This is a genomic window from Sphingomonas sp. LHG3443-2, from assembly GCF_049896405.1.
Lineage (GTDB): Bacteria > Pseudomonadota > Alphaproteobacteria > Sphingomonadales > Sphingomonadaceae > Sphingomicrobium.
In genome coordinates this window covers 2076850-2098280 of sequence record NZ_JAFCUG010000001.1, presented here as the reverse complement: position 1 = coordinate 2098280, position 21431 = coordinate 2076850, and the positions used below count along the sequence as shown (strand labels likewise).

At 64.2% G+C, this 21431-nt stretch carries 17 protein-coding genes; 14 read left to right on the top strand and 3 right to left on the bottom strand.

Annotated features, from left to right (window positions below):
- Position 1 precedes the first annotated feature (1 nt).
- The 4 genes from ACP69Z_RS10495 (at position 2) to ettA (ending at position 4417) form a co-directional block, all read left to right on the top strand.
- The gene (locus tag ACP69Z_RS10495; protein ID WP_426267433.1) at positions 2 to 1099 is read left to right on the top strand and encodes a chemotaxis protein CheB; all 1098 of its coding nucleotides are present in this window, start codon (positions 2 to 4) and stop codon (positions 1097 to 1099) included.
- On the top strand, positions 1086 to 1922 hold the full coding sequence (locus ACP69Z_RS10490) for a CheR family methyltransferase (RefSeq protein ID WP_426267432.1): 837 nt from the start codon (positions 1086 to 1088) through the stop codon (positions 1920 to 1922). The genes ACP69Z_RS10495 and ACP69Z_RS10490 overlap by 14 nt, the downstream gene beginning before the upstream one ends.
- A gap of 104 nt (positions 1923 to 2026) precedes the next feature.
- Positions 2027 to 2659, top strand: a complete 633-nt coding sequence (locus tag ACP69Z_RS10485; protein ID WP_426268088.1) for an N-acetylmuramoyl-L-alanine amidase — start codon at positions 2027 to 2029, stop codon at positions 2657 to 2659.
- Between the two features lie 78 nt (positions 2660 to 2737).
- Positions 2738 to 4417: an energy-dependent translational throttle protein EttA gene (ettA, locus tag ACP69Z_RS10480; protein WP_426267431.1), complete on the top strand. Its 1680-nt coding sequence runs from the start codon at positions 2738 to 2740 to the stop codon at positions 4415 to 4417.
- Between the two features lie 18 nt (positions 4418 to 4435).
- Here ettA and ACP69Z_RS10475 read toward each other — a convergent pair whose 3' ends face one another.
- Positions 4436 to 4834 (bottom strand): DoxX family protein, encoded by a 399-nt coding sequence (locus tag ACP69Z_RS10475; protein ID WP_426267430.1) that lies wholly within the window; start codon positions 4832 to 4834, stop codon positions 4436 to 4438.
- A 113-nt stretch (positions 4835 to 4947) separates the two neighbouring features.
- Here ACP69Z_RS10475 and alaS point away from each other — a divergent pair, with 113 nt between their 5' ends.
- The gene (gene alaS, locus ACP69Z_RS10470; protein WP_426267429.1) at positions 4948 to 7602 is read left to right on the top strand and encodes an alanine--tRNA ligase; all 2655 of its coding nucleotides are present in this window, start codon (positions 4948 to 4950) and stop codon (positions 7600 to 7602) included.
- Here the strand turns inward: alaS and ACP69Z_RS10465 are convergent.
- Positions 7599 to 9332 (bottom strand): cation:proton antiporter, encoded by a 1734-nt coding sequence (locus ACP69Z_RS10465; protein ID WP_426267428.1) that lies wholly within the window; start codon positions 9330 to 9332, stop codon positions 7599 to 7601. The two genes, alaS and ACP69Z_RS10465, sit on opposite strands and share 4 nt — an antisense overlap.
- A gap of 86 nt (positions 9333 to 9418) precedes the next feature.
- On the opposite strand from ACP69Z_RS10465, the gene ACP69Z_RS10460 reads away from it, so the two are divergent.
- Complete coding sequence (locus ACP69Z_RS10460; RefSeq protein ID WP_426267427.1) at positions 9419 to 9628, top strand: DUF2945 domain-containing protein; 210 nt, start codon at positions 9419 to 9421, stop codon at positions 9626 to 9628.
- A gap of 14 nt (positions 9629 to 9642) precedes the next feature.
- The gene (locus ACP69Z_RS10455; RefSeq protein WP_426267426.1) at positions 9643 to 10848 is read left to right on the top strand and encodes an FAD-dependent oxidoreductase; all 1206 of its coding nucleotides are present in this window, start codon (positions 9643 to 9645) and stop codon (positions 10846 to 10848) included.
- Between the two features lie 329 nt (positions 10849 to 11177).
- Here ACP69Z_RS10455 and ACP69Z_RS10450 read toward each other — a convergent pair whose 3' ends face one another.
- Positions 11178 to 13367 carry an EAL domain-containing protein gene (locus ACP69Z_RS10450; RefSeq protein ID WP_426267425.1) on the bottom strand — a complete coding sequence of 730 codons (2190 nt, stop codon included), beginning with the start codon at positions 13365 to 13367 and terminating at the stop codon, positions 11178 to 11180.
- A gap of 254 nt (positions 13368 to 13621) precedes the next feature.
- On the opposite strand from ACP69Z_RS10450, the gene ACP69Z_RS10445 reads away from it, so the two are divergent.
- The 7 genes from ACP69Z_RS10445 to apaG all read left to right on the top strand — a co-directional run bounded on the left by ACP69Z_RS10445 (position 13622) and on the right by apaG (position 21395).
- Complete coding sequence (locus tag ACP69Z_RS10445) at positions 13622 to 13909, top strand: proton-translocating transhydrogenase family protein (protein WP_426267424.1); 288 nt, start codon at positions 13622 to 13624, stop codon at positions 13907 to 13909.
- Complete coding sequence (locus ACP69Z_RS10440; RefSeq protein ID WP_426267423.1) at positions 13906 to 15459, top strand: NAD(P)(+) transhydrogenase (Re/Si-specific) subunit beta; 1554 nt, start codon at positions 13906 to 13908, stop codon at positions 15457 to 15459. The genes ACP69Z_RS10445 and ACP69Z_RS10440 overlap by 4 nt, the downstream gene beginning before the upstream one ends.
- 183 nt (positions 15460 to 15642) lie before the next feature.
- Positions 15643 to 16368 (top strand): aspartate/glutamate racemase family protein, encoded by a 726-nt coding sequence (locus ACP69Z_RS10435; RefSeq protein WP_426267422.1) that lies wholly within the window; start codon positions 15643 to 15645, stop codon positions 16366 to 16368.
- 167 nt (positions 16369 to 16535) lie between these two features.
- Entirely contained in the window at positions 16536 to 18428 is a 1893-nt protein-coding gene (locus tag ACP69Z_RS10430; RefSeq protein ID WP_426268087.1) for an asparagine synthase-related protein, read from the top strand.
- On the top strand, positions 18425 to 20371 hold the full coding sequence (uvrC, locus tag ACP69Z_RS10425; RefSeq protein ID WP_426267421.1) for an excinuclease ABC subunit UvrC: 1947 nt from the start codon (positions 18425 to 18427) through the stop codon (positions 20369 to 20371). Before ACP69Z_RS10430 ends, uvrC begins: the two co-directional genes overlap by 4 nt.
- A gap of 3 nt (positions 20372 to 20374) precedes the next feature.
- The gene (gene recO / locus ACP69Z_RS10420; RefSeq protein ID WP_426267420.1) at positions 20375 to 20986 is read left to right on the top strand and encodes a DNA repair protein RecO; all 612 of its coding nucleotides are present in this window, start codon (positions 20375 to 20377) and stop codon (positions 20984 to 20986) included.
- Between the two features lie 4 nt (positions 20987 to 20990).
- Positions 20991 to 21395 carry a Co2+/Mg2+ efflux protein ApaG gene (apaG, locus tag ACP69Z_RS10415; RefSeq protein WP_426267419.1) on the top strand — a complete coding sequence of 135 codons (405 nt, stop codon included), beginning with the start codon at positions 20991 to 20993 and terminating at the stop codon, positions 21393 to 21395.
- The last annotated feature ends 36 nt before the right edge of the window (positions 21396 to 21431 follow it).

Sequence of the window (21431 nt, the reverse complement as noted above, 5' to 3'; positions counted from 1 at the left end):
CGTGGCACCGGCGCTCGCACGACTGACTGCGGCGTCGCCGCCTGGCCGGCGCAACATCCGGCTGATGATCGTCGACGATTCGATGGTCGCGCGCGCCGTGCTGACCCGCATGGTCGAGCTTGGCGGCGGGATCGAGATTTCAGCTGTTGCGGGCACGGCCGAGGATGCTGTCGAGGCGCTTGCTCATGTCTCGGTCGACGTCATCCTGCTCGACCTCGAGATGCCCGGGGCAGGGGGACTCAGCAAGCTCCCCGAGATCATCGCCGCCGCCCGCGGCGCTCGCGTGCTGGTCGTGTCCAGCCTTGCCGAAGATGGTGCCGCGGCCACCGTTTCCGCGCTGGCGCAAGGCGCCGCGGATACGTTGCTGAAGCCCGGCACCGGCCGAATCCAAGGCCGCTTTGCCGATATCCTGATGGCCAAGATCCGCGCCCTCGGGCAGGTCGAGGCGGAGCCTCTCGCCGCTGCGCGGCCCGCAGGGATGGCGCCGCTCCAGGCGATGAGCGTCGATCCGTTGTCGCTCTTAGCCATCGGCGCTTCCACGGGCGGCATTCATGCGCTCGGCCGCTTTTTCGGCCAGCTTCGGGAGCGCATCGGTGCTCCCATTCTTGTTACGCAGCATCTGCCGGTGCCGTTCATGGATGTTTTCGCCCGTCAGCTAGGCACGGCCGCCGGCCGCCCGGCCCGGATCGCGGTCGAAGGGGCGCCGCTGATTGCCGACCAGATCCTGATCGCACCGGGTGATGCCCATCTCACCATTGAGGGCAGCAGGCCCGACGCGCTCCACGTGCATCTGCAGCGCGGCCGTGCCGCCAGCGGTTGCCTGCCTAGTGTCGATCCAATGCTTGCCTCACTCGCACGTCTGCGCCTTCCAGGTGCTGTCGCGGTGATCTTGTCGGGCATGGGACGAGACGGAGTGCAAGGAGCCACCGAACTGGTCGGTGCAGGTGGTTCCGTGCTGGTGCAGGACGAGGCGACCTGCGCTGTTTGGGGCATGCCTCGCGCCGTCGCCGATGCGGGTCTCGCCGCTGCGATCCTCCCGCCCGAAAAGCTTGCCCGCCGTGTTGCGTCCCGGATTGGCCACCCTCATGCAGATAAGTGACTCGAGTTCGCGCATCCTCGCCGGACTCCTTGAAGCGCGTACCGGCCAGCAGCTGACCATGAGCCGTCGCTGGCGGCTGGAGACGGCGCTCTCTCAACTGCTTCGCGAGCGGGGCATTGCCAGCATCGACGAACTCATCACCATCCTTGTCATGGGCCGCGAGCCCAGTCTCTCGACCCGCGTGGTGGAGGCCTTGTTGAACAACGAAACCTACTTCTTCCGCGATCGCCTGCCGTTCGATCTCATCAAGGCGGCGGCCTTGCCCGAACTCGCGCGTCGGCGCGAAGCATCGCGGACGCTGCGCATCTGGTCCGCGGGCTGCTCGGCGGGACAGGAGGTCTACAGCCTTGCCATGCTGTTCGCCGAGGACCCGCAGCGGTGGGCCGGGTGGACGATCGACATCCTTGGCACGGACGTTAGCGAAGGGATGGTGAGCCGCGCACGCGAGGGCAGCTACACCCAGTTCGAGGTTCAGCGCGGCTTGGGCGTTCAGCAGATGATCCGCTGGTTCGAAGAAGGCGCCAACGGCTGGCGCGCGGTGGAAGCGTTGCGCAAGTCGGTCCGCTTTCAAGTACACAACCTCCTTGAGCCGGCACCGCATCCGGGTCGGTTCGACCTCATCCTGTGCCGCAACGTTCTGCTGTATCTCCATGAGAATACGCGCAGAAAGGCATTCGATCGTCTTTCTTCCGCGCTCGGGCCTGATGGCTGGCTGATGCTCGGCGCGGGTGAAACGGTGATCGGGCAGGCGCCTTCGCTGGAAGCGGATCGCGAAATGCGCGGCTTGTATCGGCACCGGGATCCGTCAGCGAAAGCCGCCTAAATTATTCAGCGCTTGACGTGATCGGCCGAGCCCTGTCCGATGGTGCCGTGGACGCCATTTCTCGCCCATCACCGAACCATGACGAGCGCGCTGCACCGGTCAGCATGATCGTGCTGCATTATACCGGCATGCCGACCTGCGAAGGCGCGCTGGATCGCCTCTGTTCGCCCGAAGCCAAGGTATCGGCGCATTATTGCCTGGACGAAGACGGTACGCTCTACAGGCTCGTTCCCGAGGAGCGCCGCGCCTGGCACGCGGGCAAGAGCTACTGGCGCGGCGTGCGCGACGTGAACAGCGCCAGCATCGGGATCGAGATCGTCAATCCGGGGCACGAATTCGGCTACCGACCCTTTCCCGACGAACAGATGGCGGCCCTCATTCCGCTGGTTGCGCGGATCAAGGATCGTCACGGCATCGGCCGGGGCAACGTCGTAGGCCATTCCGACATCGCGCCGACCCGCAAGGAGGACCCGGGCGAGCTGTTTCCGTGGGATGCGCTGGCCAAACGCCGGCTGGCGCTGCCCAGCCCGACCCGCCACCTCATCGATCCCTACTGGTCCGACGCTGCTTTCCTGCTGGCACTCGAACGCTTCGGCTATGACGTTACTGACAGCTGGAAAGCGGTGATCGCGTTTCAGCGTCGTTTTCGCCCGGAACGGATCGATGGCATCATCGACGGCGAATGCCGCGCCAAGCTCCTGGCGCTGCTTCTGCCGCGGCCTCAGGGCGAGCCATGACCCGCTAGGCAAAGGCCGCCCGAGCGACTATCTGGCGCGCAACCCCGAAGCTGCAAGAACACAAGGAAACGCGACCCCATGGCCGCTCAATATGCCTTCGTGATGAAGAACCTCACGAAGACCTTCCCCGGCGCCAACAAGCCGACGCTGAACAACATCAACCTGCAATTCTACCAGGGTGCCAAGATCGGCATCGTCGGTCCGAACGGCGCGGGTAAGTCGACCCTGATCAAGATCATGGCCGGGCTCGACAAGGAGTTTACCGGTGAAGCCTGGCCGGGCGAGAACATCACGATCGGCTACCTCGAGCAGGAACCGGAACTCGACGCCTCCAAGACGGTGCTCGAGAACGTCAAGGACGGCGCCCGCGATGTCGCCGACATGGTTGATCGGTTCAACGCCATTTCGGCCGAGATGGGCGATCCCAAGGACGACACCGATTTCGACGCCCTGATGGAGGAAATGGGGGAGCTTCAGGGCAAGATCGACGCGGTCGATGGCTGGACGCTCGACAACCAGCTCGAGATCGCGATGGAGGCGCTACGCTGTCCGCCGTCGGACAGCCCGGTTACAGACCTCTCGGGCGGTGAAAAGCGCCGCGTCGCGCTCACCCGGTTGCTGATCCAGAAGCCCTCGATCCTGCTGCTCGACGAGCCCACCAACCACCTCGACGCCGAAAGCGTCCAGTGGCTCGAAAACCACCTCAAGGAATATGCCGGTGCGGTGCTGATGATCACCCACGACCGCTACTTCCTCGACAATGTGGTGGAATGGATCCTCGAACTCGACCGCGGGTCTTACTATCCGTACGAAGGTAACTACTCCACCTACCTGGAAAAGAAGGCAAAACGCCTCGAGCAGGAATCGCGCGAGGAGAGCGGCAAGCAGAAGGCTCTGCAGCGTGAACTGGAGTGGATTCGCCAGACCCCGGCTGCTCGCCAGAGCAAATCCAAGGCCCGTATCCGCAAGTTCGAGCAGTTGCAGGACGCGCAGGACGACCGGCGGATCGGCAAGGCGCAGATCGTCATTCAGGTGCCCGAACGCCTCGGCGGCAAGGTCATCGAGGTGGAGAACATCTCCAAGGCCTATGGCGACAAGCTCTTGTTCGAAGATCTATCCTTCACCCTTCCGCCGGGCGGCATCGTCGGGGTGATCGGCCCCAACGGCGCGGGCAAGTCGACCCTGTTCAAGATCCTCACCGGCAAGGAAGAGCCCGACAGCGGCAAGGTCAGCGTCGGCGAGACGGTGCGCCTAGGCTATGTCGACCAGAGCCGCGACCATCTCGATCCCAAGAAGAACGTCTGGGAGGAAATCTCGGACGGCCTCGATCATATGAAGGTCAACGGCCAGGACGCCTCAACCCGCGCCTATGTCGGTGCCTTCAACTTCAAGGGTCCGGACCAGCAGAAGAACGTCGGCAAGCTGTCGGGCGGTGAGCGCAACCGCGTGCACATGGCCAAGATGCTGAAGCAGGGCGGCAACGTGCTGCTGCTCGACGAGCCGACCAACGATCTCGACGTCGAGACTTTGGGCGCGCTTGAAGATGCGATCGAGAACTTCGCCGGCTGCGCCGTGGTCATCAGCCACGATCGCTTCTTCCTCGATCGTCTCGCGACCCACATCCTCGCTTTCGAGGGCGACAGCCACGTCGAATGGTTCGAAGGCAATTTCGAAGCCTACGAAGAAGACAAGAAGCGCCGGCTTGGGCCGGAAGCCGACCGTCCTACCCGGACCAGTTACAAGAAGCTCGCCCGCTAAGCGGCAACGCCGCCAGGGTCAGTCGATCCTGGCGGTGCTACGCCGGCTGTGGTCGAGGGCCAAGCGCCCTGGACCGGCCGCGGCAATGAACAGGAAGACGAAGCAGAACAGGATCGAGGCGTCCCCGCCATTGTTCATCGGGAACGGCCCCTGCGGCGCGTGGAACATCCAGTAGGCAACCGCCATCTCGCCAGCGAGGATGAAGGCTATCGGACGGGTGAACAGGCCTAGAAGGATCAAAACCCCTCCGACCGCTTCCAGAACACCGCCGATCCACATCAGGGAGCCGCCGGGTGGCTGCGGCATCTCGCTCGGCGGCCAGCCGATCAGCTTGGCGGTGCCATGTTCGATGAACAGCAGGGCTGCGACGATCCGCAGCAGGGCCAGCGCTGTCGAGGTCCAGTCACGTCCGCCCATGTCATGGCTCCACTTGTTGCTTAGGTGAAACAAAGTTGCTGTGAGCGGGTTCCGGAGGCAAGCCCAAGCGCCATCTTCCGCACCGCAGCAAAGCCGTGGTAGAGGCGCGACCCATGACCTCGACCAACGATATTCGCCGCTCCTTCCTCGACTATTTCGAGGGCGCCGGACACAGCCGGCAGCCGTCTGCGCCACTGGTCCCGCAGAACGATCCCACCCTGATGTTCGTCAATGCGGGAATGGTGCCGTTCAAGAACGTCTTCACCGGTCTCGAGACGCGGCCCTACTCGACCGCAGTCTCGTCGCAGAAGTGCGTCCGCGCGGGCGGCAAGCACAACGACCTCGACAACGTCGGCTACACCGCGCGCCACCACACCTTTTTCGAGATGCTCGGCAACTTCTCGTTCGGCGATTACTTCAAGGATCGCGCGATCGAGCTCGCCTGGAACCTGCTCACCCGCGAATGGGGCCTCGACAAGGATCGGCTGACGGTCACCGTCTACCACACCGACGATGAAGCGGCCTCGCTGTGGAAGCGCATCGCGGGCCTGCCCGACGAGCGGATCATCCGCATCGCGACCAAGGATAATTTCTGGGCAATGGGGCCGGATGGCCCTTCAGGTCCGTGCAGTGAGATCTTCTTCGATCATGGCGACCACATCCCCGGCGGCCCTCCCGGCAGCCCGGACGAGGACGGCGACCGCTTCGTCGAGATCTGGAACCTCGTCTTCATGCAGCATCTGCAGGAAAATGACGTCATCATCTCCGACCTGCCCAAGCCGTCGATCGACACCGGCATGGGGCTGGAGCGCGTCTCGGCGGTGCTGCAGGGCGTTCACGACAATTATGACACCGACACCTTCAAGGCGCTGATCCACGCGTCGGAAGAGCTGACCCGCACACGCGCCGAGGGCGAGCAGATGGCTTCGCACCGGGTCATCGCCGATCACCTGCGCTCCTGTTCCTTCCTGATCGCCGACGGCGTGCTTCCGGCCAACGAGGGGCGCGGCTACGTCCTGCGCCGGATCATGCGCCGCGCGATGCGCCACGCGCACCTGCTGGGCGCGTCCGAGCCGCTGATGCACCGCCTCGTGCCGGCGCTGTCGGCCGAGATGGGGGCTGCCTATCCCGAACTGGTCCGCGCTCAGCCGCTCATCGAGGCGACCCTCCGCCAGGAAGAAACCCGCTTCCGTCAGACCCTGTCTAACGGCCTCCGCCTGCTCGACGAAGCCACCGCCGGCCTAGGGAAGGGCGGTACACTGCCGGGCGAGACCGCTTTCAAGCTCTACGATACTTTCGGCTTTCCCTACGACCTCACCGAGGACGCGCTCCGCGCACAGGGCTTGGAAGTCGATCGCGCCGGCTTTGACGCTGCCATGGCTGAGCAGAAGGCGCGGGCCCGCGCTGCATGGAAGGGCTCGGGCCAGGCAGCGTCGGAAGAGGTCTGGTTCGACCTCGCCGAACAGCATGGGGCGACGGAATTCACCGGCTACGCTGGCCATGACGGCGAAGGCGTTGTGCTCGCCATTGTCCGCGAGGGCGAGCGCGTCGAGCAGGCAGGTGAGGGCGAGGAAGTGGAACTTCTTCTCAACCAGACACCTTTTTACGCTGAAAGCGGCGGCCAGGTCGGCGATGCGGGAATGCTAAGCAGTCTCAATGACTTTGAGGCTGACGTTCAGGACACTTCGAAGCAGCTCGGCAAGCTCCACTTACTTCGTGCCAAGGTGAGCAAAGGCATCGTCAAGGTCGGCGACACGCTGACGCAGAAGGTCGACGAGGAGCGCCGCCGCGCGATACGCGCCAACCATAGCGCCACCCACCTGCTCCACGCAGCCCTCCGTCACCGGCTCGGTGCGCACGTGACGCAGAAGGGCAGTTTGGTAGCGCCCGACCGCCTCCGCTTCGACTTTGCCCACGACAGCGCGCTCAGCCCCGACGACCTCGCCGCGATTGAGGCCGAAGTGAACGCGCACATCCGTCACAACCAGCCGGTCTCGACCCGCCTGATGAGCCCGGACGAGGCGATCGCTGAAGGCGCAATGGCGCTGTTCGGCGAGAAATATGGCGACGAAGTTCGCGTTCTCTCGATGGGAACGAGCGGCGAGGGCACCTACAGCGTCGAGCTGTGCGGCGGCACGCACGTCAATGCGCTCGGCGACATCGCCTTGTTCAAGATCATCTCCGAAAGCGCGGTCTCCAGCGGTGTGCGCCGGATTGAGGCACTGACCGGCGAAGGCGCGCGTCAGTGGCTGCTCGAGCGCGACAATCGCCTTCGCGCTATCGCCGCGAGCCTCAAGGCATCGCCCGACGAGGCCCCGCAGCGGGTCGCCGCCATGGCCGAGCAGGTTCGCCGCCTGGAGCGTGAGCTTGCCGAAGCCAAGCGTCAGTTGGCGCTTGGCGGCGGCTCCGGCGCGCAGGCGGAAGGTCCGGAAGAGGTTGCCGGCGTCAAGTTCCTCGGCCGTGTGGTCGAAGGGCTCGACCCCAAGGGCCTGCGCGGTGAAGTCGACGCGATGAAGAACCAACTCGGCAGCGGTGCCGCAGCGCTGATTGCGGTCACTGACGGCCGCGCGTCTGTGGCTGCTGGCGTCACAGCTGACCTTGCCGGTCAGCTCAGTGCGGTGGACCTCGTCAAGGCGGCGGTGGCGGCGCTTGGCGGGCAGGGCGGGGGAGGCCGCCCCGACATGGCGCAGGGCGGTGGTCCTGACGGCGCCAAGGCGAACGAGGCGCTTGCCGCCATCCGCGACACGCTGGCGAAGGTGTCGGCCTAGCGCCGCCGACCCAGCATTGGCTCCTCGGCCAATTCGCCAGCTTCGCGAATCTGGGCGCGAAGCTGGCTGCGCTTTTCGTGGATGGAGGCGATGACCGGGCCCATGGCAACGCCGATATCGACCAGCACCGCTTCGCTGATCTGCAGCGAGCCTTCCATGGTCTCGGGTACGGCGTCGGTGGCGCCTGCCTTGTAGAGCTGCGCCGCATGGGCGCCGTCGCGCGCACGGGCGACCACGGTGAGGTCGGGGCAGGCGGCGCGCACTTCGCGGGACAGGCGCACGGTCAGCACCGGATCGTTCATCGTCAGCACCAGTGCGGCGGCATCGCAAAGGCCGAACCGCTCGACCGCGTCGCCGCGCGCGACGTCGCCGAAGATAACCTTGTAGCCGCGCTCCCGAGCACTCGCGACGCAATCGATGTCGCCGTCGACCGCAAAGTAAGCACGGCCATGCTCCGCCATCATGTCGGCGACGATGCGACCGACCCGGCCGAAACCGAAGATCAGGGTCACCCCCTTGGTATCTGACACGCCGCTCGCCAGTGCCTGCGGATCAATACGGCGGGCCATTCGCCTCCCAGCCGCGGCGAGGAGCGGGGTAAGGGTTAGCCCAAAAGCCGTGACCAGGGTCCAGAAGGCGGCGGTGGCAGAGTCCAGAACGCCCGCCGCCAAGGCGCTCGCCAGCACGATCAGGGTGAGTTCGGAGGGGCTGGCCATGAGCAGACCCGTCTCCACCGCCGTGCCGCGCCGGTTCTTGCGCCAGCGCAGCAGGGAGAAAATGACCAGCGCCTTGATTGCGAGCACGACGGCGGTCGCGATGATCAGTTGTGGCCAGACGGCGAGAAGTTCGGCGAGGTCGAGCCGCATGCCGACCGTGATGAGGAAGATGCCGAGCGCGAGGCCTCGCAAGGGCGCGGTGATGACCTCGACTTCCGAGTGGTAGTCCGTTTCCGCGATCAGCAGACCGGCAATCAGCGCTCCGAGCACAGCGCCAAGCCCGACCGATCCGGTAGCAAGGCTTGCCAGCATGACGACCAGCAGGCTGATCGCCAGGAACAGCTCAGGGCTCTTGGTTCGCGCGGCTTGCGCGAAGAGGCGCCACAAAAGGAACCGGCCGATCAGCAGCAGGGCGCCGATCACGAGGATGCCGCCAACCAGCACCTGCAGCAAGGCATCGGGGCTGCTCTTCGCATCGAGGAGGAGAAGTAGGGGAACAAGGCTGAGATCCTGCAGCAGCAGGATGGCAAGCGCAGTCTGGCCGGTCGTGCTGGCCGTACCGGCGAGCGGCATGACAAGCGCAGTCGAGCTCATTGCCAGGGCAAGGCCGAGGATCGCGGCGGACGGCGCCGACAAGCCGGCACTGAACAGGAGACCAAGACCGAGCAGAAAGCCGGTAACCAGCATCTGCAAGCCACCAAGGCCGAAGACCTTGCCCCGCATCGCCCACAAGCGCCGAAAGCTGAGCTCCAGCCCGATGCCGAAGAGCAGCATCAGGATGCCGATTTCGGCAAAGGGTTCGATCCGCTCGCGATCGTTGATGGTGATGGAAGCGAGCCACGGATGCTCCGATGCCAGCGCACCGAGCCCGGCAGGGCCAATCGCCGCGCCGACCAGGATGAAGCCGATCACGGGCGAGATGCGGATCCGGGCGAAGGCGGGAATGACGATCCCGGCAGCGCCAAGGATCACCAATGCGTCATGCAGCCCCTGACCGCCTAATTCCCCTGCCATGACGGCCCTTCTGCCGTAGCGGGGACGGGGAGCCAAGTCAGGCAACCGGCCGTTCCACGGTTCAACTCAGAAGAAGGAACGATCTGATGGCAGAAAAGACCTTCAAGGCCGGCGACAAGGTCACTTGGTCAAGTCATGGGGGCACTGCTCACGGCAAGGTGGTCAAGAAACTCACCAGCGGCACCGACATCAAGGGTCATCATGTCGCAGCGACCAAGGACAACCCGGAATATCTCGTTGAAACCGACGACGGCAAGCAAGCCGCCCACAAGCCGGGCGCCTTGAAGAAGGCCTGAGCCACGGGGCGGCGATGACGAACACCGACGTACTGATCCTCGGCGGAGGACCGTGCGGCATGATGGCAGGGCTGCTGTTCGCCCGCGCCGGGCTTTCGGTCCGCGTGGTCGAGAAGCATGCCGACTTCCTGCACGACTTTCGCGGCGACACGGTCCACCCCTCGACGATGGACATCCTCGGGCAACTTGGCCTGCTCGAGGCGTTCCTTGCCCGTCCGCATCAGCGTCTGACCCGCGCGGAACTGCGCATCAATGGGCGCGAGATGGTGGTCGGCGATCTCAGCCGTGTTCGAAGCGCGACCCCCTTCATCGCCATGATGCCGCAGTGGGATTTCCTCGATTTCCTCCGCACGGAGGCGCTTCGCTGGCCGGGGTTCCGCATCGACATGGGAACCGCGGCTGAGCGGCTGCTGACGAGCGATGGCCGCATCGGTGGAGCGCGCCTCTCCACAGGTGAGGTCGTGCAAAGTCGTCTGGTCATTGCCGCCGACGGACGCCGCAGCATCGTCAGGCGCGACGGCTGGCTAGCGTCGCGGGATCTTGGCTCTTCCATCGACGTGATCTGGTTCTCGCTGCCCAAGCGGAGCCCTGAACAAGGGACACTGAGGATCGCGGTTGATGGGGGGCAAATCCTCGTTCGGGTCGACCGGGGTTCCTACTGGCAGTGTGCCTTCGTCGTCCGCAAGGGTGCAGCAGCCGAGTTGCTTCGCCAAGGCCCCAAGCCATTTTCTGCAGCAATCGAGAGCACCGAGCCGCGTCTCGGCCAAGTGAGCGTCGACCTGGACACGGCTGGCGATCTTCACCTCCTCGAGGTCAGCCTAGATCGCCTGACACGCTGGCACCGCCCCGGTCTGCTGGCGATTGGCGATGCCGCTCATGCAATGAGCCCGATGGGCGGCATCGGCATCAACCTGGCCGTCCAGGACGCGGTGGCCGCCGCTAATATCTTGGCACCGCCCTTGAAGAACAAAGGCGACGTGGATGCTCTTCTTGCGCGCGTGCAGCGGCGAAGGGCAGGGTCCACTCGATTGATTCAAACGGTGCAGAAGATCGCGCAGGACAAGGTGCTTGCCCCGATGCTGGGCGAGGAAGGGCAACGCCGTCGTCCGCCTTGGCCCTTGCTGATGCTGGACCACTTCCCGGCACTCCGCCGCTTGCCGGGCCGGGCAATCGCACTTGGTATTCGCAGCGAGCGAATCGGGCCGTCACTCGCGTTCTGATCGGGCGGAACCAGTGCACCAAAAGCAGATACGCGCCGCAACCGAGGTCACGACGCGCATCAAAATTCCGGTTTTAGCTAGCTAAAACCGAGGCTTGCTTAGCCGCGGCCGCCGGTGCTCGTAGCGCCAGCGCCCCACAGCCAGTTCCAGAAATTCCACATGGTCCAGCTCCCTGTTGCGCGACGATTCTCGCCGCTCGGGAAGCAGTATTAACCTTAATCGAAACGGTTAGCAAACGATTAGGCATGTTTATTAGCCATGACGAAAAAAGCGCGCGGAGCATGACCCTGCGCGCCAATATCTGTTCCAAACTGTTGTTTGGTTTTGGGTCAGGCGGCCCGGCGTGCGGTACGGATCTGAAGCCGCTGCACCAGCTCCCGAACGCCCATCGGGCGGCCGATGGCGAAGCCCTGCGCCACATCGCAGCCCATCTGGCTGAGTTCATCGAGGCATTGCTGATCCTCGACACCCTCGGCCACGACCGACCGGCCGAGCGAGTGGGCAAGGGCGATGGTCGACTGCACCATGATGAGGTCGGATCGATTGACCCGCATGGATTTGACGAAGCTCTGGTCGATCTTGATCTCGCTGGCCGGAATCTTCTTCAGATAGTCCAGCGTCGAAAGCCCAGTGCCATAATCGTCGATGGCGATACGCACGCCGAGGTCGCGCAGGGCGCAGAGACTCGCCAGCCCGCTGTCCGCATCCTGGAGCGAGGCGGTTTCGGTCAGTTCAAGCGTCAGGCGGGAGGGCGGCAGGCCATGCGCGCTCAGCATGGTCTCGATCCGGGCGTAGAGCTCACGGTCAATTAGCAGGCGTGCGGAAAGATTGACGGCGACTTGGAAGTCGATCCGCCGCCGATTGATCGCCGCGCCCGAGCTGATCGCGCGATCGAGCACGAAGTCGGTGAGCTTGCCGATGCGGCCATTGGTCTCCGCTGCGGCGACAAACTCACTTGGGCTGATCGGTCCCTTGAGCGGGTGGGTCCAGCGGGCGAGCGCTTCGGCGCCGATGATTCGGCCAGACTTGATGTCCAGTTGCGGCTGGTAGGCGAGCCACACTTCGCCCTGGTCGATAGCTTGATCGAGCTCACCAAGCAGCGACACGCGCCAGTTCACTTCTTCCTGGCGTGCGGGATCGTGGAGCTTCCAACGAAGACCCTCGGACCAGGCCTCGTCGGCGGCAAGCACGGCGCTACCTATCCGGTTCGGAAGCGTGCGCGACACGCCAAGCTCGACACCGAAGGTCAGCGCGACATCGATCTGGCGCCCGGCGACCTGCACGGGCGAGCGGAACATCGCGTGCAGGGCTTCGAGATGATTGCCGATGGGGGCGCCATTGGCGACGGTCCAGGCGAAAGTTCCGTCATCACCCTGATGCAGGTCGTTGCGATCGCCGGCCGACAGTCGTGCGACGACTTGGCGATACGCGTCTTGCTGCTCCGCCTCGGACAGCGAACTGCTGATCTCGGCATGGTTGTGGATTTTGGCCAGGACCAGAGCGCGGTCAATCTTACCCGACGTGCGGAGTGCCGCGAAGTTGGGCAAGCCCGTCTGCTCGTGCACCCGGGCCCGGCTCTTGTACCGAAGGTAGCTAAGCCGCCCACTCACGATGCTGACCAGGAGCAGACCGGGAACCACTTCTGCCGAAAGGTAGAAATGCTCCAGGACCAGCGGGCCGGCCAGCAGGATCAGAAATGCAAGGGCAAGGGCGAGCGGGGCAATGCGCCGCGGACGCGTCGCGAGAGTTGCCACGAGCGCGGCCAGAAAGGCCAGGATCATGCCCGGCGCCGCGCCGAGGGACGATGGCATGCCCCGCTTGAGGGTCTCGGCGGCGAGGATCTGGACGTTGGCTCCAGCCATCTTGCCCCAGCCTGGGATCCAGAAGCGATCGCCCAATTGGTCGGCATCGAGACCGATGACCAGGTGCTTGCCCGTAAACGAGCCGGCGGCGAAGCGGCCGTTGAGGAGGTCGGCGGCAGGAAGGAAGGGAATGCTCTCAGGATTGATCGAATAATCGATCCAGAACTGGCGATTGGGCACGCCTCGAATGTCGGCGAGGCTAGCGGCGAAGGTCGGCACTTCCTTGCCATCGATCTCTCCGGAGAGACTCGTGTTCCAGATGATCCCGCCGAAATCGTAAACGGTCGAGATGCTCGCCGTTCGCGCATGCTTGCGGAACTGTGGCAGCGGACGGGTTTCCGGCTGCTTGAAGTTGCCCCAGGTGCCGAGCAAATGGCGATCGGCGAGGACAACCCGGCCTGACTGCTTCAGGGCTTCGGAAAACTTCGCATCTTCGGAACGCGTCGAGGGGCCATCATAGACGATGTCGAGATGGATGCTTTTCGCGCCTGCCTTGCTCGCCTGTTCGATCAAGCGCGCTTGCGTGGACCGCTTCCACGGCCACGATCCCACTTCTGATATGCTCTTGTCGTCAATCCCGACGAAGACGACATCTCCGCTGGCATTGGTCACGTGCGTCGCGTTGCGCGCAGCCTTGAGATAGACTTCGAGGGGCAAGCCAAGCTGCGCAGCCCAACAAAGAAGGGCAGCAAAAAGAGACCACAGCAGCAAGCGCCATGGCCGCTGGCCCTCTTTATCAGTGGTGGCGGGTTCCGAGCCCATGATATCCCTGTGGCCGATAAAGGTTATTAAATCGGAAACTCACGTTCGGTGAACGACACAAGAGCGTGGTTGGCGCACATGGATTTTAGGCCTCGGCAGCGCGGCCTTGCTGTGCCACACAGGGCTCCGCGCACCTGAAGGGAGGGCTTGTGGACTTTATCTCCATCCTGTCGATCTTCGTCCTGAGCTGTTTCGTCGGCTACTACGTCGTCTGGTCGGTCACACCGGCACTACACACGCCATTGATGGCAGTGACCAACGCCATCTCCTCCGTCATCATCGTCGGTGCGCTGATCGCCGCCGCAGCATCGGGCAACGCCATCGCAAAATGGCTCGGGCTCCTCGGAGTTGTGCTGGCCTCGATCAACATCTTCGGCGGCTTCGCGGTGACCAGCCGAATGCTTGCCATGTACAAGAAGAAGGAGCGGCCCGAATGAGCGGCGTGCACGACACGCCCGCCTGGGTGATGCTCGCCTATCTCTTTTCAGGCGTTTGTTTCATTCTGGCCTTGCGAGGGCTCTCCAGCCCTTCGACCAGCCAACGCGGTAATCGGCTGGGCATGATCGGCATGGCCGTCGCCGTTCTGACGACGCTGATTACGCACATGCCCCGCCTTTCTCAGCCGGGCGGTCCGATGCGCCTTTGCACGCAGGACGTTGAAGGCACGCAGCCCATTGGAACTGCGGTGTGCAGCGACGTCGCCAGTGCGGCCGCCTTCCAAGCCGACTGGTCGACGTTGGGGCTCATCCTCGCCGCGATCGCGGTTGGCGCGTGCATCGGGATTGTCGGGGCCCGGCGCATCCAGATGACGGCGATGCCGCAGTTGGTTGCTGCTTTTCACAGCCTGGTTGGCCTCGCCGCGGTGCTGGTGGGTGCTGCGGCGTTCCTCAACCCCGAAGCTTTTGGAATCGCGACTCGCATCACCCCGATCGCCGCGCCCTCGTTCCTGATGATCAATCCGGTCAGCCGGATCGAGCTTGGCCTGGGTGTAGCAATCGGTGCCATCACATTCTCCGGCTCGGTGATCGCGTTCCTGAAGCTCAACGGAAATATGGGCGGTGCGCCGATCCTGCTACCGGGGCGGCATGTGCTGAACCTCGGCACTCTCCTCGCCATTCTCGGACTGGTCGCCTATTTCACGCAAGATCAGGCGCCGTGGGTGTTCTGGACGATCCTGGCGCTCAGCTTCGCAATCGGTTTCCTGCTGATTATTCCGATTGGCGGCGCCGACATGCCGGTCGTGGTGTCGATGCTGAACAGCTATTCGGGCTGGGCCGCGGCGGCGATGGGCTTTACCCTGCACAACAGCGCCATGATCATCACCGGCGCGCTGGTCGGTAGTTCGGGCGCGATCCTCAGCTACATCATGTGCCGGGCAATGAACCGAAGCTTCATCAGCGTCATCGCCGGTGGCTTCGGCGCGGTCGCGTCGAGCGGCGGGGGAGAGGTTATCGACCGCCCCTACAAGCGTGGTTCGGCCGAAGACGCCGCCTTCCTGATGAAGCAGGCCGATCAGGTCATCATCGTGCCGGGTTACGGTATGGCGGTCGCCCAGGCCCAGCATGTGCTGCGCGAAATGGCCGATCTCCTCAAGAAGGAGGGCGTGAAGGTGAAATACGCCATTCACCCCGTCGCCGGCCGCATGCCCGGGCACATGAACGTGCTGCTGGCCGAAGCCAACGTGCCCTATGACGAGGTGTTCGAGCTGGAGGACATCAACAGCGAGTTCGCGCAAACCGATGTTGCCTTCGTGATCGGCGCCAATGATGTCACCAACCCGGCCGCCAAGACCGACAAGAGCTCGCCGATCTACGGCATGCCGGTGCTTGATGTCGAAAAGGCCCGCACGGTGCTGTTCATCAAGCGGTCGATGGGCGGCGCAGGCTATGCGGGCGTCGACAACGAGCTGTTCTACCGCGACAACACGATGATGCTGCTGGCCGACGCCAAGAAGATGGTCGAGGAGATTGTGAAGTCGCTGGCCTGAGGAGCGATCCTTGCACCTCCGCAACGCTTTGTCGCCGCGCCGCAACAGTCCATCTTTGCCGCGTTAAACTGCTCCAGAATCTAAGCTAACCCGCTTGCCGAGACCGTCTGTCTGCGAGACAAGAACCCCGTTAACTAATTGGCGCTGCACAGATTGAACGCAGCGGGGCGAGGGGATTGAGACGTGAAGAAGCTCGGGATCGTTGGCGGGGCGAGCTGGAACAGCACTGCGCTCTACTACGAGCATATCAACAAGGGCGTGGCGGCACGGCTCGGCGGGCTCCACAGCGCGCGTCTGGTGATCGAAAGCCTCGACTGCGAGGATGATTACGCGGGCTTCCACCGGCGCGGTGATTGGGCTGGCGGCGAAAAGATCGTGATCCAGGCCTGCGAGCGGCTCCGTGACGCGGGTGCCGAAGGCCTCATCCTGACCTCCAACACCATGCACAAGCACTATGACGCGGTCGCCGCCGCCTTGCCCTTGCCAGTCCTTCACATCGGGGAAGCCGCGGCGGAGCGGATCGCTGCGGACGGTCGCCGCACCGTCGCGCTCCTCGGAACCCGTGTCACCATGATCGAACCGCACGTCCGAAGCCATTTCGAAGCCCGCGGTATCACGCTCGCCCCGATCGAAGATAGCTGGGTCGGCGAAGTGGACCGCATCATCTACGAAGAACTGGCCGCTGGAAGGGTGGTCCGCGAAAGCCAGCGCAAGCTCAAGACGCTGATCACCGAACTCGGCAAGAAGAGGGTCGAGGCGATTGTGCTCGGCTGTACCGAATTGGTGCTGGCGGTCGATCCACGCGCCAATGTGTTGCCGGTCTACGACACTACCGCCATTCACGCGCGCAAGGCCGTCGAATGGATCCTGTCGGAGCGGGAAAACGGTACAGTGGCGGCGGCGGCCTGATCCGGCGCGCATTGCGCTTCCGGAACAGGTAGGTTAGGCCGCAGTTATCAAGTCATCATATGCTGATGCGCGCTAGAGGTGGTTCATGAAGAAGGTGTGGAGCAAGCCGGAATTGCGGCGTTTGGTCGCGGGCGGCGCGGAAGCGTCGAGCACCAAGACTGGTGTCGATGGCGGCACCAAGGGCCAAGGCAACCAGTATAGCTGATTGGCTGTTTGTCTTGAGGTTGGCGGCCGTTGGCACTTCGGTGCAGCCGCCTTCTCAATACGCTGGTTTCGCCGCCGAGCTGTCGCAAGATGGCTCGGCGCTTTTGTGCGTGCCCGCAAACGGTGCTTCGCGTGTTGAAGGTCGCCATCTGCAACTCTCCGATGGGCGAGTGGCAGCCTTGGTGGCTCGCCGCTCTGATCTAGAGAACGAGCAACCACGGGCGGAAAGATCTTTAGCTGACCAGTTCTCGCGATGGCCGGACGTCCTTGCAGACGGCCTTGCCGTTGTCCGTAGTTCAAACGGCTGGAATATCTCCCTCGCTCCGGCTTCGTCGTTTCCCTTATTCGGTGCTCTGACCGACGAAGGCGAAATGGTCCTCTCGGACAGCCTTCCACCGCTGATCGCAATCGTCGGCGGGGGGTCAGAATTCGACGTCGACGAACTCGCCGAACGGTTCAGCGGCTCCGTGACGGTTGAGGGAACGCGGACGATCCATCCGGGCATCTTCCGCATGACCGGCGGCTTTGAACTTGTTGTCAGCGGCCGCAAGTTATCCTTTCGGCCCTGGTGGAACCCGCGCGCAATCGCCATCCAGCCGAACGCCTCGCTTTCCCGAGCGGCCGAGCAGCTTCGAGAGCGGGCCGAAGCGATCGTCGAGAGCTATCTTCCGCCAAATGACCCGATTGCCGTGCAGCTGAGCGGTGGGCGGGACAGCAGTCTCCTCTGCGCCCTGGCGGCGCGGCGACTGGCGTCACAGAACCGCTCGCTCGTCGCCATCACCGCCGTTCCATGCGTAGGGCAACCGGCTGCGGATCAGCGCTACCAATATGACGAAAGCGCCGGCGCTCTTGCTACGGCGGCCCGCTACCCAAACGTCGAGCATCATCTTCTGCGCCCGGTGCCGGTGCCGCTTGCGTCGGTGCTCGATCAACTGCATCGCCAGCTTGCCGACCCGATCCACCAACCGGTGCCGCTGTCCTGGACCATCCCGCAGCTATCCCTTTGCGGCGAGAGAAAAATCCAGACCCTGCTGACGGGTGACGACGGCAACTTCACCGTCAGCGCTGGGGGCCTTGCCCATCTGGTCGACGTTCGGCGGGAGGAGGGGCTTTCCGCATGGCTTCGCGTCTGCGCTCGGCTATTGAGGGAGGGCGTGGGGCTACGTGACATCGTTCGCGTCAGCATTGGGGCTTCGCTCCCTCGCCCTCTCTACGAGGCAGGGCGCAAGCGAGGGCAGCAGAAGCCGCTGCTGAACGATTTTCCTTTCTTCAAAGGCCCCTTGCGCGAGCGCCTCATCGCCCTGACGCCCGACAACGACGATCCTCGCCCGCTTTCGGCCTATCGCCCGCTGATCCAGGAGGTCGCTTCCAATATCGGAACCCTCTTTCCGGTGGGTCGCTCCCTTTACGGCGTGGAGCAGTTCTGCCCTTGGGACGATCGACAATTGTTCGAGCTCATCCTGTCGCTCCCAAGTTCGCTGCTGACGAGCGCGCCCGATCGCAGAGCTTTGTTCGATCGGGCCTTCGGTGACCTCCTGCCTGAGGAAGTGCTGCGCCCGGCCCGCCGGGGCCGCCAAAACGTCGACTTCCACGCTGCCATTGATCCCCTTGATCTGAGGAAGGGCATCGAACGCTATCGTTCCTCGGCTTTGTGCCGCGAGTATATCGACATGGACCGGCTAGCGACTGCGCTGGGCGACTGGCCCCGCCAGCGCAGCACCGATATTCGTTATTATGGCTTCTGGATCGGCCAGTTCCTGCCGTCCTTCTCGCTTGCAAGCTTCCTGTACACGCGCGAACATTCCGCCTCCGGTGCTTCCGCCGAGACGGCTGAGCCCTTACATGCGGCGCCATGAACCGCACCCCGGCTGACCGACCGGAACACCCCCGCGCGAACGAGCGCTTCAACGAGGATGCTGCAACCACCACCGTCAAGGGCGGCGGGGAGACGCCTGACCTTGAGGCCGGTGTCGCTGCCATCCGCAATGTGGTGAAGACCCTGCCCATACGCCCGGGCGTTTACCGGATGCAGGATTCGCGCGGCGAGGTACTTTACGTCGGCAAAGCGCGCGCGCTGAAGAACCGGGTTACGAACTACACGCAAGTCGCCCGGCTGTCGAAGCGGCTACAGCGGATGGTCTCGCAGACACGGTCGATGACCATTGTCACGACCAACACCGAGGCCGAAGCGCTGCTCCTCGAAGCGCAGCTGATCAAGCGCTTCCGTCCGCCCTACAACGTGCTGCTGCGCGATGACAAAAGCTTCCCCTTCATCCTGCTTCGTGAGGATCATGCTTTTCCGCGGGTGCAGAAGCATCGTGGCGCGCGGCGTACCAAGGGGCAGTATTTCGGGCCGTTCGCAAGTGCCGGATCGGTCACCCGCACTCTTAACACGTTGCAAAAGCTCTTCCTGCTAAGATCCTGTAGCGACGGCTTCTTCAACAATCGCTCGCGGCCATGCCTGCTTTATCAGATTCGCCGCTGCTCAGGTCCGTGCGTCGGGCGGATCGAGCCGAGCGCTTATGGTGAGCTGGTCGATGACGCGAAGAACTTCCTGGCTGGCAAGTCGACCGGGGTCCAATCGCGCCTGTCCAAGCAGATGGGCGAAGCGGCCGAAAAGCAGGATTACGAGCTTGCTGCCATCTATCGCGACCGGCTCCGGGCCCTGACCTACATCCAGGGCACACAAACGGTTCATGCCGAAGGGCTGGGCGATGCCGACATCTTCGCTCTTGCGGCGAAGGGCGGCACCATGTGCATCCAGGCCTTCTTCATCCGCGGCGGGCAGAATTGGGGCCATCGCGCCTTTTTCCCGAGCCACACCGCCGACGTGCCCGAGGACGAGGTGCTGTCGAGCTTCCTGATCCAGTTCTACGAAGACCTGCCGCCACCCAAACGGATCCTGGTCGATCGCGAGGTCGCCGAAAGCGAACTCGTTGCCGAGGCCCTGGCGGAAAAGGCCGGCCGCAAGGTGCTGATCGAGCGGCCGCAGCGCGGCGATCGCAAGAAGCTGATCGAGCAGGCCAGCCGGAATGCAGTGGAAGCGCTTGACCGCCGCCACGCCGAAAGCACGACCCAAACCAAGCTGTTGCGCGACCTTGCCGATGCGTTCGAACTCGCGGACGTGCCCAAGCGGATCGAGGTCTACGACAACAGCCACATCATGGGCACCGCCGCCACCGGGGCAATGGTGGTCGCGGGTCCGCAGGGGTTCGTGAAGAACAGCTATCGCAAGTTCAACATCAAGAAGGCGGCGACTGACGACGACTTCGGGATGATGAAGGAGGTGCTGGAACGGCGCTTCCAGCGGCTCGAAAAGGACGATCCCGATCGCTCCAGCGGCGAATGGCCGGACCTGATCCTCATCGATGGCGGGCGCGGGCAGCTGAATGCCGTGCTGGAGATCATGGAGGATGCCGGCGTCCACGACGTGCCGGTGGTCGGCGTCGCCAAGGGCCCTCACCACGGGCGCGAAGGGCGCGAAGTGTTCCACCTGCCGAACGGGCGAGAACTGACCTTCCCGGTCAATTCGCCCTTGCTCTTCTATCTCCAGCGACTGCGCGACGAGGCGCACCGCTTCGCCATCGGGACGCACCGCGCCAAGCGCGCCAAGAACCTCACCACCTCGACCCTCGACGAGGTTCCCGGGATCGGACCGACCCGAAAGCGGGCGCTTTTAATGCACTTCGGCACCGCGCGGGCGGTCAAGGGAGCGGCGCTCGAGGACCTCGAGAAAGCGCCGGGGATCAGCAAGGCCACCGCGCGGCAGCTGTATGACTATTTCCATCCCGGCGGATAGCGTGTGCGGCTGACCACGGCGGCCATCGTCCTCGCGCTACGTCCGCACGGCGAGCATGGCGCGGTGGTGCGCCTGCTGACGCGAGATCACGGCCTGGTCGCTGGCTATGTGCGGGGGGCGAGAGGGCGGCGGATGCGACCGATCCTGCTTGCGGGCAACGCGGTCGAAGCCAGGCTTGCCGCTCGCAACGAAACCCAGCTCCCGCAAGCCGAAGTCGAGCTGACCCGCAGCCGCGCGCCGCTGATGACCGAGCCGCTGCCGGCCGCCGCGATCCTGTGGGTGACAGCGGTAACGGCGCAGGTGCTGCCAGAGCACCAGGCGTATCCAGCGCTTTACGAAGGACTGGACGGCCTCCTTGAGGCGATCGGCGCGGCACTCTCGGCAAGCGGATGGGGGCCGGCGCTGCTTCGCTACGAATTGCTGCTGCTGGCAGAGCTCGGCTTCGGGGTTGAACCCGAGCTGGTCGCGCGTGCAGCGGCGGACTGGCTGCCGGGCCTGTCACTGACCGGTCGCCGGCTGCGCCGCGATATCCTTGATCGCCCGGCCGATCCAGCGTGGGACGCCCGCGAACGGCTCACTCACCGGTTGCGCAGGGCCGCCGGCCTGTTAGCGTGACCCGATGAGCGCGATCGGCTTGGCCGTCCTTTTCCCGCACGAAGCGGTGACCGACGATGTCACGGTGCGGGTGGCGGTGAGCTACCTTGCCGAACAATCGGCGCCCACCAATGGGCGCTGGTTCTGGTCCTATCATATCCGCATCGAGAACCATGGCGAGGCGAGCGTGCAACTGCTCGCGCGCAGCTGGACCATCATCGATGGGCGCGGCTCGATCCACGAGGTGAAGGGTGAGGGCGTAGTGGGCGAAATGCCGGTGATCGCGCCCGGCGCCTCCTACGATTATGTCTCGGGCTGCCCGCTGCCGACGCCCACCGGCCGCATGAGAGGCAGCTACCAGATGGTCGATGACGAGGGCCGCCCGTTCGATGTCGCCATCCCGAGCTTCCCGTTGGTGGGGCCGGTCTGACGCGCCCGCGGGTCTTTACCATCGGCTACGAGGCGA